The following is a 13,507-nucleotide window of genomic DNA, read 5'->3' as shown; positions in this document are numbered from 1 at the left end:
TTTTCACCTTTTATATAAAACGACAACCATCAAGGAAGCTGATATGACCCCAATTATCCCATTAGTGAATACCAAGCCGACCAAATTGGCATTATTTTTCAGTAGCAGCATTTTAGCACTCAGCATGACTGGTTGCGGGGGCGGCAGTGATGACTCGAATAGTAATGGCAGCGAAAATAGTGATAGTACACCGCCTACTAGCACAGCCAGCTTTAGCGAAACGGCAACTTGGCAAGTCACCAATCTAGCACCTAATACCGCGACCTGTTATGACTTTGATGCCAAAGCTGAAAGCTCGTGTGACGAAGATAAATGGGATATCAAGTTTGATAACCAAGCGCGTTCGGTCAAGCTTTGGTCAAATAGCGGTGATTCTGGCGCAGGTTTGGGTGGCGTCTTTGGCTTAATTGATTGGTCAGATCTGAGTCTTTATAACAATGCAACTCAAGACCCTGATACCAGTCGTGACATCACCATGCACTACAATGAAGACCGTAGTGGCGGTATATTTGATGCACAGCCTTGGTTTGAATACAACTTAAAAAGCAACCATCAGCTCTACCCGAACAATCGCGTCTATCTTGTCACTACAGACAATAGTAGCGCCATGACAGACAGCAGCGTCCAGCAGCCTATTTATGCCCTGCAAATCACCAACTACTATAATAATACAGGCGCCTCTGGCTACCCTACTCTTCGCTGGATTGATACGGCGCTACCGAATAAGGTACAGACGACAACCATCGATGCCTCGGACAATGATAGCTGGGTCTATTTTGATTTAAGCACAGGAAAAAGTAGCTCCGATAAAAACAGCGCTTGGCAAATTGGCTTTAAGCGTAATGATGTGATTTTAAACGGTGGGGATTCAGGCAGTGGTAAGATTGGCGGTTATCTTGCCGCCACACCAGCAGGATATTATGATGCAAAAGACAAGCCTATTGTCAGTCAATTTATCACCGATGGTAGTGCAGCGACCTTAGCCGACCTTACCAGCACAGCAGACTACGACAAGCCGCTAAGCGCCAGAAGCTGGGTCATTGACAGTAAAGGCTCGGATCTCAACCCTGCGTATACTGGCAACTATCCGAACCTAGATTTTGGTTGGTACACCTACAATGGCATGACCCATCAGCTAAACGCCAAACCGGTTGATAGTGCTCAAGGCGCGCTCATTAGATCTGCCGAAGGTAACAGCTATGCGCGTGTGCGTCTGGATAAGATCAATTATCCTGATAGTACGGCGACGACGGCGACCTCGTGGGAATTTAAACTAGACATTCAACCAGCGCCTTAATCTGGTGTTTTTACTGAAATCACAGATGATGATATTAATCCTGACTCAGTTGGTAATTGTCTTTACAGCTACAAAATATTAAGACGCCCCAGAAAACCCTTGTAAGCCGTATGCTACAGGGGCTTTTTACTGGGCGTCTATTGAGATAGCTACTGATATATTTTATATGCGTGCGAAAGATAGTTGGTTTTTCGTATTATGTGAACATGCTATTTAGAGAAATAGTCTCGCGAGTAAGTGAATGTTCAAATGATATGACCGTCTCAGATAACCCATAAATCTGACACTGCCTAACCTTCAACGCTATCTACCCAAGAAAACGCTTCCAAAATGCGCATCCACTGATCGTCTAATCCTGCTTTTAGCAATAATGGCTCACCAGTGACCGGATGACTAAACGCTAAACTCTGAGCATGCAGCAGCATACGCGTGCAACCATACTGACTACGAAAAAACCGATTGTGCTGTCCGTCTCCGTAGCTTGTATCACCCACGATGTGATGGAATACATGTCTCATGTGCCGACGCAGCTGATGCTTGCGCCCAGTCTTAGGTGTTAAGCGCACCAGACTATAGCGGCTGGTATCATGCTTTTTTGACACTGCAAATGGCAGCTCAACTTGTGCTAAGCTCTGCCAATGAGTCACTGCCTCTTTAGCGGGTTTGTCCAAGTCAGCAAACTTATCGGCGATAGCATCGGGCTTAAAGCTCAACGCATAATCAACGACTCCTTGCTCTGCCATATAGCCGCGCACCACGGCTAGATACTGCTTGGTAACCTTGTGTTCCGCAAAAGCCTCGGTAAGGCTGCGCGCCACAGCTGAGCTCTTGGCAAACAACAACACGCCCGATGTCGGCCTGTCTAACCTATGCACTGGAAATACATGGCACCCGACCGCATCACGGGTGAGTTGCAAAGCAAAGCGCGTCTCGCCTTTATCCAGCCAACTGCGATGCACCAAGAGACCGGCTTCTTTGTTAATCGCCACCAGAAACTCATCTTCATAGATAATGTCTATTTGGTTAGCGGTGCCACTTTCAATATCCATGTATTTTTTGCCCTTACTTTAGATAGTGTTGCTTTAAGCCCTATAACTATATATCTACTATCTTTTATATAAAACTTTTATCGTATCGTGCCAAGACACCGACAATAGCTCCGATTTCGATTTCAATGCTTACATTCTGTAAAGCACCTTAACCACATGCCAGCCAAATTTGGTTTTTACTAAATGTGGCGTGAATAGCTCGCCGTTAAAGCAGACTTTATCAAATGCCGGTACCATCTGACCTTTTGTAAACTCACCTAAGCTGCCGCCCTTTTTACCTGATGGGCAGGTTGAGTGCTTCTTGGCCAACACATCAAACTGCGCGCCTTTTTTGAGCTTGCCAATAATATCTTCAGCCACCTCTTTGTCTTTTACTAAAATGTGTAATGCGCTAGCGGTACGAGCCATAATGTAAACCTTTCATAAATTATCAATTATCGCGGCATTATATCACTACTTACTTTGGTTGCTGACCTAACTTGTATGCGCTACTTATTCAAAAGTCATTTTGGATACTGTCGTTATCAAGAAATACAGATAGAAGTAATATCTTTATAATCAATACATCCCTGTTTTCATAGTAGAGCAACCACCGCACCATAACGACATAGAAATTTAAAATTGATGAAAACCTTTATTTCACAGACTATCGTCTATTCTTGGTGAGCTTCAAATGAAAACGATACCTAAATAATGGAATACCCAGGTAGCTCACCCTCACAAGTTAAAACCAGCAAAATATCAATAATTTTCTCATCTTCAAATAGCTGCTTAACAATGGATTCATTAGGAAGTTCCAATAGCCACTTCCCTTCTGGTACTCTCCCACCTATGGCAGCCCAGTTTGTTCCATTAGCATTCGATCGAATCACTCCATCAGTCGGTAATGCAGCTACACCTCCTGAGGTATTGCCATCTTGGATGAAATCGAGCTTAGCTTTATCGAATTTAGCGGGTAGGTCATCTTCAGCAATAATATACATCAATACATTAGTAATACTTAACTCTTTAACGTTAGAGGGAAAGTCAGCCAATGTGGTTTCAAAACTCACGCTCATAGGAGTGTCCGTCTGCTCTGGGTTATGCAAGTCATACCACGCATCAGAGAACTCTTGGCTGAAGCTGAAAGCTCTATCGAAGCTAGTATATGTGTCCAGCTCTTGCTGTACTTGCTGCTGGTAATTCCTATCATACAAAGCCGTATATTCAATGGTAAGTAACACATCAGCAATGGTATTAAAGTCCATTGGATTTGAGGCTTTTGGTAAGCGGAATTCCCATCTAGTATCCACACCGTTGCCTTCAAAGGGAAATAGCATTTCAGGATTGGGATTTAATTCAAAGACACCTGATGCACCAATAGGGTTGGTAAAGGCTATCGACTCAGGATCACGGCGAATAGCAACAGTCTGGAATACATCACCTGCTATCACTACGCGAGATATACCACTAGAAGTCAATGTAGCACTGATACCCTGCACAGGTGGAACAAGCGCAATTACTGAGATTCTAACTTGTTTAATTAAGCGCAGATATTGCCCTGGAAAACGTCGGTCAAACACTTTGCCTGATGTATCGAAGTTTAAAATACCCGTTCGTTTAAATTGCTGGAAGGCAAAGGGATCAAGTTGTGATAATGAAAAACTAATACTGAGTTGTTGTTTGCGCTGGTCTGTGGTGAAAGCATATTGATCGAGCTTAGTGATATCTCTTAACAATCTCGCTGAGCCAGTTAATCCTCGTCTGTCTATACTAGAAGAGTCACCGCTTGCCGAATCATTACTATCATAATTGGGCAATTCATAATAGTCATCTTTAATGACACCGAATAAAGGCTCTTGCCGCTCAAACGCCAACTGTATTTCAGCCAATTTTGACATGGAAGCAGCCTGCTGCAGATAGTAGCGGAAGATACTCTGTAATACACCGCTCATCCAGTTATAAAGTTCTACATTAGCGAATTTCTCTTGTAAGAAAACAACGGTATCGCTGGCTTGTTCCGACTGAATTTCGGCTATAGCTTGTTCTTGCTCGGTAATCTGAACACGGTCATTGGCTAGTTTTATTTGTTGATTACCTATCTCCAAATCTTGTTCAGCCAGTTGATACTGTAGCTCGTATTCGCGATTACGTAGCGCAATGCTAATATTTAACGAAAGTTTTTGAATAGAAAGTTGTTTTGTAATCGCAAATTGATCTAAGACACCTTCAGCTATTGTCGTAAGAAGAGCTGAACTATAGAGTGCCGTTGTTGTCCCAAAATCTTCCCAACTAGCAGCAACTGATGCACCAATTTGAAAACCTTGTGTTGCATAACGTAAGGCACTAGCTGCACGCTGAATGTTAGATGCGCTCTCGTAGGCAGTAAGCAAATCTTCCTCTAAGGTAAGTTTATCTTCACTTGACCATTCAGCATACGTCTCAGCTAAAACAGAAGTTCGCTCTAGCTGCAACTCAGCTAAGCCGACGCCATTTTCTGACTCACGCACACGCAATTTTTGTAATTTTACGCTTTCTTTTGATATCTCAACATCCTGCCGCGCATCAAATAAACTATATTTTTCTTGGTCTAGCGACTGCAGAGTACTAAAGAATGAAGCTTCCGTTTGCTGTGCCAAGTTAGTTAATTGCTTCGCACGATCAACCAATACTGGATAACGGTATTGTGTTGGTCTGATTCTCGTCACGCCTGCCAGATTTATCTGCCCTCCAGCCCCCATACTTGGCAATGCACTCTCTACGTCTATCGGCGCTGAGTATGGCTCAAGCTCACGCTGCATTCCCGCAATATTCATACAATTACGGATTTTAAATAAATTAAGCTCTGCTCTTAGCAAGAGAAATTTAACTGTTGGGTTATTAGGGATACAAAACTCGTAAGACAAGCTCGGAGTATAACCAATTTCAATTTCGTTAAATTCAGCTATGTCAACCGTTTCAATTTCAACGCTAGTGTTGATAGTGGCGAGCGTGGGTACCAGTGTCATCGTGTTAGCTAGCGTCATTGATAAACTGGCATTAGATAATAATGATCGACTTATTATCTGTTTTTTCTCAGCCGATCTTTTCATTATGTCAATCAACGTATGTATAGCTGTACGTTCACCCAATGCTTTTTGTATTTTCTTTAACGCACTCAATAAACGCTCTTGTTCAGAAATATTGGAAGCTTTGAGAGCAGCTACTACCTGCTCAAGAGTAGTCTTTAATAAGTCTGTGTGATTGATTTCAGCCAGCTTTAACTTAAGATAATCATAATAAGGCTGTAAGGTAATATCTTCGGCTGTATACTTGTGTGATTCAATTAAAGCTAAGCATTTATTTTCAGGTTGAATAGGTAATTCTGATTGAATAAGATCAAGTGCTGATTGATAAAGCGATCTGGCTTTAGCAATACTTTCGCTAGTATCAAAAGTAAATTCAGCATCTGCATAATCAAGCAAACAACGAATAATTGATTGTACTGTGAAGTGGGTATAGGTATTTTTTCTGCTTTGAGCAAATGCATGAGGATTTAACTGTACTGGCCACCCACTATTCCTATTATAATTATGCCCAAACCGTTCTTCTTGCTGAAGAACCCATGAAATTTTACGATTGGTAGTAGACGTATAGTCAAATACCAGCCTATACCAATCTAGTGCTTCTTTATAGTGACCAGAGCGAGATAGTTGTTCCGCGATCCAAACAGGCAAGTAATAATACGCTTCATTCAAATATTTAACATTTGAATGATCATTAAGGATACTGTTTTCATGTATCCAGTCTCGTCTATACCCTTGATACTCAGTATTTACTTTAGTGCTAATTTGAATGGGCTTAGACTGCATTTTAGGAGCCATATTACGAATAAGTAATTGATATAATTGGCCGTCATCAAAGTCACTATATATAACGGCAAGTATTGGCGTAAAGTTATTTGTATCTATTGCAATGTTGTACACCATATTATAACTACTATTATGTCCTGAACTACCATTTTGTGTAGCTAACGAAATCTCCGTATAGTATTGAGAAAAAGTTAAGTAATTATTGTTTAGAGGAGAAGTAAGGTTTGACGCAAATTCATTTAGCTCTTCATCTGAGCTAGGAAGATCCTTAGCTTCGTAACCAGTTAACCAATTATTAAAGATATGAAGCTTAGTTAAATTAAATCTACTAGGAGCTAGACGTAACGCACCTATATTATCGTTTAGGTAATTATCATCACTTCTCCCTACCCCTTCCGACCACTCTTTATAATTTGTAAATAGGAGTCCTGTCTTTTCCTCCAGAGAGGATATTTCAAGCTGTAATTGCCAAGTCTTTCCAATATGTTCAAATACGTCTATATGGTTTACTTTTTTTGACGAATGAGAAAGTAGATATATATTTAAAGATTTCAGTGTTAGGTAAATATAGTCAATCCCACCTAAAAGTGTTATAAACTAACTATCAAATTCAATTGTTATTATAAAGACCATGACTTACTCACTAGATTTTCGCAAACAAGTACTAAAAAGCTTAGACGAGGGTATGACCTTTGCCGAGGCAGCTAAATTCTATAACCTCAGCCCAACCACCATACAAAACTGGAAGAGACGTGTTCATAGCAAAACAACCAGGCAAACCAAACCCTATAAAATACCAGATGATGTGCTACTTAATGATGTTCAAGAACATCCCGATGATTACCAGTATGAGCGAGCTCGTCGTCTAAACTGTAGTAAAACAGGCATTTATCATGCCCTAAAGCGACTTGGCACAGTCAAAAAAAGACCTTAGAACACCCAAAAGCCTGTCCGATCAAAAGAGCGATATACCACAGTAAGCTTGATAACTTTAAACAACAAGGCTATCCCATCGTCTATATGGATGAAAGCGGCTTTGAGCACGAGACCATTCGCTCTCATGGTTATGCACCGATTGGTAAACCCTGTATCGATAGTTACAACTGGCAAGGTAAAAAGCGAACCAACGTTATCGGTGCTCTATATGAAAAGATGCTGTTTGCCCTAGATTACTTTAAGCACAACATTAACAGCAGCATATTCTACGACTGGTGCAAACACAAGCTAATCCCAAGTCTTAAAACCAAATGCGTGATTGTCATGGATAATGCCAGATTTCATAAGAATAAACGCATTCAAAAGCTACTGAACAGGCACGGTCATCGTATTCTTTGGCTACCGCCGTACAGCCCTGATCTGAACCCTATCGAGAAAAAATGGGCTCAGGTAAAGTTTCTACGCCAAGGCTGGTTGGAAAATGACTTATCCAAGTTGTTTTATGATGTTTGTCCTAACCATAACAATTTTATTTTGAACTGACTATATCTAAATCTTCTATTTGATTTGGGAATATGCTTAAACCCATTGCTAAACTTGACGCATTTACACCATATACATACCCTAAAAGAAAATTAGGATCTTTATTAGATGGATCAACTATTTCAATATCTACCGAAATTAATAAACCATTTTTATATCGTAAAGCGGAAGTAATTTTTGATTTCTTCCCATTAAAACGATTTTTCCAGTAATTATAACCCTCAATAGGAGTAATTATTGTCCATTTTTCATTTACCCAAGTATTTTCATCTCCTAGAGTGTTTGAATATAGTACAGATGAGTAGACGGTATCGACCTCAGTTGCTTTTTCAGAAAAGAACACCTTAGGATCAGTTAAAGCCAAGCAACAAATAGTAGGTGGTTGAGGGTCATTATTTATACTGTCTTGTTGTACAAGAGCAAACGAAACGCTCCTAGTAGGAACATCTAATTCAACCAACTCACTCCATGTGCCTTTCTCAAGGTCATACAGTAGGGAACCCAGTTTGTCTTTTTCATTAACTACTATTCGTAAAACTACATATACTTTATTCTTATAAGCTGTTGCGCCTACTATATCAGTCACAGTAGCATCACCAACAGGTAATGCCTGCCATGACGACTGATATATTTGTGTTTTTGCATTACCTTCAGCTATAGCAATGATTCGGGCCTTTAAGTCCAAGTCAAATGTCGACCAGTAACAACGTTTAGTCTCATTATTAATACCAAAAAGATACTGTAGATTTTTATCTCTTTTTTTCGAAATACTGTGTGTAAAACATTTCTGTTTACTTTCTATCGAAGTATTGCCCCAACAAGTTGCCTTAACTTCTAGAGAGCTAATATCTTTAAGGTACTCATAATAAGCTTCGCTTATTTTACAAGCCTCTTCAGGAGAGAGTTGATTCGAGGTATCACTTGTTAACCGTCTAAATTCAGACGTTTGATCTTCTCGTAACGACGGATATAAAATCTGCTCAGGATAAAGAAATACGCCCATCGCCGCTTTCCAAGTGGCATAAGAGCTCATCCATTGCCATTCTTGTTCAAACTGCTTTGAGCTTAGTTTCAGCTCAACATCCGTGATATCAATCTTGCCTGACCTAATTGAGAATACTAAGGTTTGCAAGACTTCGAGTGCCATGCTGACACGTGTCGTCATCTGGCAGCCACTTTGTTGCAAGTCTATAAGAAAGCGCTTGGTGAGCTTTTCTGCTTTAATATTAAATGCATCATTGGTGTCATCAACAATCTCAATTAAGGCATCTCTTAATTCAGGAAGCGTTTGCTCTTCTACCTCAGAAACCATAGACTTAAGACTAGATGCAAGCACCTCTTGTTGATCAATTCTTGCTTTTAGCGTTCTATACCACTCGCGTTGTCTACGTGTATCAATACGCCATTTTTGTGCCTCTTGTTGCGTTGTGAATGTAGGACGCTGGGTAGGATATTTAAAAAACTCAGGGCTAAGTGAAAGCCTGCTCTTCTCTTCTTTTCTCCATGTGGCAAACTGTTTTATTTTCCAGATTTGCAAAAGAATGGCATACATATTTTCACGTGTACCAGCTAATACCTTCGATCCTTTTTCTATGCGCTTAGCGACATCCAACAAAAATAAATAGGCCTCTCTTACCAGCGATATTTGCTGTAGCCGGCTTGTGATAGAAACTCCTTTTTCTTCGAGTTGACTAAGTGCTATCAGGTCTTGATGAGAGATACCTAGATATTTTTCTTCACTAAATAAATCTTCTATAGCATCTGGCTTAATGACATCATCGGTAACATTGCCGCCTTGTTCTATACTGTCACGGATAGTATTTAGTTCTATATCAATTAGCTTTGTACGTGAGCGCCAAGTATCATAAGCAAAATTGCCAATGACAGGCTTAAGTAACACATCACCAGAGATCACATCAGGATCAATTAACGGTGGCGTACTCGCTTGCTTTAACGCTTGCTGCCATTGTTGTCTCTGTGATTGACTCGCTCGCCATTTTGGTAGACGCGCTTTGAGCAATTGCCAATATGGCAAGCTGGCTTCTTCTAGCAGCCAATCACTATATAAGAAATTAAACTTATAGGCGGAAACTAGAGCGGCAGATAAATTGTTTTGAATCGTATCTGACAATGTTTGATCTGCATCATTCAAAATCAAACTTGCGGATACTAATGATACAAAGCTTTCTTGATTTAGATTTAATGCTAATATTTGCGCTTTTGCCTCTGCCTGTTCAGTTTGATCTAGACTGTTCAGTTTGGTATTGATGTCTTCAATATCAGGTACTGAACCAAAAGCATCACTCATCACAGTATCTAATCGATCTACCATTTTTGATTTTAAAATATCAGCGTATTCTTTTTGTTTCTCATTTAACTGTATTCGGCGCTCGTCCCATAAGGTGCGTGCAGTAAGACCAAACTTACCGTCTGGTAACTCTTTAGGTTCAATATTTTCAGGATCAAGTAGTGGCTTTTCGCTTTCTAAAAATAGTGACCACTCACCCTGTTCCGGTTCTGTCAAAGAAGGCCAGAACGTAGTCATATTCAAGTTAATATTGGCTTCTTCTAATAGCCAGCTATCATAAGTAGCTCTTTTTACACTATTGACAAGTATGTTAGTGGCATTGTTTGTGTAGGCTTGCCATTCTTCCTCGTTATATTCTTTTCCTACTTTTACATCACTTGCGAACCTTGCGAGTTCAGCTAACGCCTCAACGCTTAACTGTCTTGCGCTAAGCCATTGAGTAAACGCTGCATCCTCGATAATCTTTGCATCGTTTGTCAATAGCGCTTGCTGAGCAATCAAATCATCAAGCGTCGTGGGCATAGCAATTTCTTCAATAGCAGTCGCTAGACCATTGGGTTTATTGGAATCAGAAATAACCTTGTCATGAATACGGGCAATCTGTTCATCAACCCACTCACGCCTCGTTTTCCAAATCTCAAAAGCAGTATTTAGCTCGTCAGGATGACGAAAATCATCAGGCCCAATCACATCAGGATCAATAATCGGTGTATTTTGTGACAACTGACTTTCAGGAAAATCCATTTCTTTCCATTGTTTTTTTAGATGCTCTAATCGCCAGTCATAAAGCTCGGGGCGTTTTTGCTCGGCTTTTAAAAATCTTAATGGATCAAGTAAGCGTACCCGTGGAATATCTATATCAATGTATGTTTCCATATAAGCTGGCAAACCAAAAATCCGCTCTAAATTATGCTCTGATAACGCATTAGCTAAAATTTGGTGGGCACCCGATTGCAGCTGTAATTCTTGCACATACTTAGAGTCAATACCTAGACGATTGGCAATGGCTTCGATATCGGCATCTGATGATGCTCTATCAAGGTCAAACTGGGAAGTGCCTATAGCTCTAAGCAGCGACTGGTAGGCTGCTTGACGATATCTGGCAACGCGTTCGTCTGTAATCACAAAATTCAATTGAGAGGTATCTATAGCAGCAAGGAGTACTTCGCAAGCAATTCTAACTTGTCTTAACTGGGTTTTTGTTGCTGCACAATTGATTGGCAGTTTGGATAGAGGTTGATGGAATGTATCTACTAGAAAGTCAAGATCAATGTTTTTGGTTCGGTTGTTGCTATCCGTAGTCTCTACATGCCTAATGACGTAGCCAAGCAAATCTGTTAGGTATGCACCTGGGCTTAGAGCCGATACACAGTCTTCACATTGGCAGCTTAAGGCTGAGTCTTGTTCAAGCTCTTCTGTTTCATCAGCATTACCTGTTATTCGATCAAGGTAAGCATTATTCAATTGAAAATCTAGATAGCGCGCTTGTGCGTGCTGTACTGTTGGTGCAACAATACCATTGTCACCTATTACTGATGCAAATTGTTCTACAGACATATCAGCAATAGCAGAAAAACTAGTAAAGCCTTTGTCTATTAACAATTGATTTTGCTTAATCTGTTCTGCAGGCTTTAAGTCAGTAGAGAGTAAAGACAAATCAACCTGTGCTTGTAACTGTTTTAGCTCATCACTTGCACGCAGTGTTTCTGGTAATTCTTTAATATTTTCAAGAGTGCCAAGCTTACGAAGCTCAGCAATATTAGTCAGTTTATTTTTTTCCAAAAAGGTAGTTAAGTCATCAGAAAAAGATATGGGCAATGCTGCTAGTTGTAACGCTTCTCCTGGCTCTACTGGAATAGGGACAGTTGTCTTTATTGTGACAGCTTCTTTTTGCTCTACTGGCAATTTTAATTCATGTTTATCAAGCTCATCACCATTAGGGGTTTTAATATTCAAAACCAATGAGAGCTTTGAAAGTGTTGACTCTGGAGGTAATGTATAAGTGAGTATAAATTCACCTCGAACATTAGTAGCACTACCCTCTATATCTATCACGCCATCTTGATCAATAATTTCAGCATGTACAAAGTAACCTACCAGTGGTTCAGCGCTTGCCTCATCTATTAGTATTCCTTTTGCTTGATGTGGTAGCCAATGGTTTTTTTCTTGTTGTACTTTTTCGTCACGTAAACGTTGCAGTTGACTTAATATTAAGTCAATTTGCTCTGCTAACCATGCTGGAATAATAATTTCTGCTATTGCCTGCTCTAGTGCGCCTTTTAGCTTTTTATCAGATTCTTCCAGCAAGGTGTTTAGATGCAAAGTAAGTCGTTCGGTATGGTCATCAGGTACTAATCCCAGTCCTATGCGCGCCCAACCATAAAAGGCTTCTGCTGGTATACTCGTTTCGCGGAAGAGTTTTGCACTTTGGGCTATAAAGTGAATGCTATTAGCACCAGCAGGAAACTCATCAGAGAATTCATTTATTTCAGTTTCATTTATCAGGAAGCTGATATCTTGAAGAGATAACTCAGCTAGTGTTGCACCATCCAATGTAGGTCTTAGTAATACTTCTAGACGCTCATATTCTGAGGCTTTAACAGCTGCCGATTTTTCTAGTTGCAGGTTAATTTCCATCTTTTTAGGACTGTTAAAAAATATGTCTGGCTCGCCTTCAATTTTTGCTTTTGAAGCCAGCTCGACACCCACTTCGTTAAACACTCGTAACAATAGATCGGCATTGTTTTTTTCACTACGAGAAAACTGCTCTTGTTTATAAGATATGGCATATTCGCCCGCTTTTGATGTCGATGCCCCCCCTAGATATTGCTCACTGCGCAAGTCCTTATCGTAAGCTCGAACTAGCACGCCGCTGGCAGGTTCTCCATTAGCAAGATTGACCTGACCTTTTACCAAGTAGTTATCATTTTTAGGGTCTTTTGACTTTAAGGATTCCAAGTTTACTTTGGCACCAACTGCTTCTAGAGTTTTTTTGTAGCGAGAAGCTTTTTCTAAAGTCAACTTATCGCCAATAACTCCAAGTTCATCCGTGATATTTTTAGACTCTTTCAACCCCAGCTTAGTAAGCTCTCTAATAGCTTTGATTACTTGAATTTTGTTGGTACCAGCGGATGTTAAAATAACACGAAATAATTCCTCGGTGGTTTCAGTTTCTATTTCTTCAACTTCGACTACTGCTCCCGCATTGCGGAGTTGTTTGGCATAGTCGTTTGCCGTTTCTTTGGAATATCTTTCACCAACCACACCACCAAAGTTAATTAAATTATTTATTTTTTCTAGATGATTATAGCCAACCATTTTTTCTAAAACATGCTTGATTGCAGCTTTAGTATCAGGAGTATCAAGCTGTGCGCTTTTGATAGTTATCTTATACGTTTTCATATTATGTATTCCTCTGAGTTCTTGGCGTTATATAGATATATTTTCGCTATGACTTCATTTGTACGAATACACCTATATGATATTTAATCTGTTTAATTGCTGATTTTCTAAATCCTTTTTCTATTATTACCTTATATTGGAC

At 40.1% G+C, this 13,507-nt stretch carries 7 protein-coding genes; 3 read left to right on the top strand and 4 right to left on the bottom strand.

The genetic code is table 11. The features are described from left to right. Positions 1-43: 43 nt before the first annotated feature. Positions 44-1,297: an HmuY family protein gene (locus JMY01_RS05945; RefSeq protein ID WP_201574716.1), complete on the top strand. Its 1,254-nt coding sequence runs from the start codon at positions 44-46 to the stop codon at positions 1,295-1,297. Positions 1,298-1,587: 290 nt separating this feature from the next. Here JMY01_RS05945 and truC read toward each other — a convergent pair whose 3' ends face one another. From truC to JMY01_RS05930, 3 genes are all read right to left on the bottom strand, one after another. Beyond that, positions 1,588-2,346, bottom strand: coding sequence for a tRNA pseudouridine(65) synthase TruC (truC, locus tag JMY01_RS05940; RefSeq protein WP_201574715.1), 759 nt, complete (start codon positions 2,344-2,346; stop codon positions 1,588-1,590). A gap of 129 nt (positions 2,347-2,475) precedes the next feature. Continuing rightward, entirely contained in the window at positions 2,476-2,754 is a 279-nt protein-coding gene (locus JMY01_RS05935; protein WP_201574714.1) for a peptidylprolyl isomerase, read from the bottom strand. Positions 2,755-3,032: 278 nt separating this feature from the next. Next, the gene (locus JMY01_RS05930; RefSeq protein ID WP_201574713.1) at positions 3,033-6,293 is read right to left on the bottom strand and encodes a hypothetical protein; all 3,261 of its coding nucleotides are present in this window, start codon (positions 6,291-6,293) and stop codon (positions 3,033-3,035) included. A 514-nt stretch (positions 6,294-6,807) separates the two neighbouring features. Here JMY01_RS05930 and JMY01_RS05925 point away from each other — a divergent pair. Together JMY01_RS05925 and JMY01_RS05920 are read left to right on the top strand one after the other, a co-directional pair. Continuing rightward, on the top strand, positions 6,808-7,110 hold the full coding sequence (locus JMY01_RS05925) for an IS630 transposase-related protein (protein ID WP_201574712.1): 303 nt from the start codon (positions 6,808-6,810) through the stop codon (positions 7,108-7,110). A 20-nt stretch (positions 7,111-7,130) separates the two neighbouring features. After that, positions 7,131-7,655 carry an IS630 family transposase gene (locus JMY01_RS05920; protein ID WP_201577285.1) on the top strand — a complete coding sequence of 175 codons (525 nt, stop codon included), beginning with the start codon at positions 7,131-7,133 and terminating at the stop codon, positions 7,653-7,655. On the opposite strand, the gene JMY01_RS05915 is transcribed toward JMY01_RS05920, so the two are convergent. After that, positions 7,642-13,365: a ribosomal protein L7/L12 gene (locus JMY01_RS05915; protein ID WP_227677712.1), complete on the bottom strand. Its 5,724-nt coding sequence runs from the start codon at positions 13,363-13,365 to the stop codon at positions 7,642-7,644. The two genes, JMY01_RS05920 and JMY01_RS05915, sit on opposite strands and share 14 nt — an antisense overlap. Positions 13,366-13,507 lie beyond the last annotated feature (142 nt).

It is taken from the genome of Psychrobacter sp. H8-1 (genome assembly GCF_904846575.1).
Lineage (GTDB): Bacteria > Pseudomonadota > Gammaproteobacteria > Pseudomonadales > Moraxellaceae > Psychrobacter > Psychrobacter fulvigenes.
Note: the sequence above shows the minus strand (reverse complement) of the source record. Positions and strands in the feature narration are given on the sequence as shown.

Excerpts from the sequence above, each read along its gene's own strand:
- JMY01_RS05945 (WP_201574716.1), top strand. The coding sequence starts at position 44 with ATGACCCCAATTATCCCATTAGTGAATACCAAGCCGACCAAATTGGCA.
- truC (WP_201574715.1), bottom strand. The coding sequence starts at position 2,346 with ATGGATATTGAAAGTGGCACCGCTAACCAAATAGACATTATCTATGAA.
- JMY01_RS05935 (WP_201574714.1), bottom strand. The coding sequence starts at position 2,754 with ATGGCTCGTACCGCTAGCGCATTACACATTTTAGTAAAAGACAAAGAG.
- JMY01_RS05930 (WP_201574713.1), bottom strand. The coding sequence starts at position 6,293 with ATGGTGTACAACATTGCAATAGATACAAATAACTTTACGCCAATACTT.
- JMY01_RS05925 (WP_201574712.1), top strand. The coding sequence starts at position 6,808 with ATGACTTACTCACTAGATTTTCGCAAACAAGTACTAAAAAGCTTAGAC.
- JMY01_RS05915 (WP_227677712.1), bottom strand. The coding sequence starts at position 13,365 with ATGAAAACGTATAAGATAACTATCAAAAGCGCACAGCTTGATACTCCT.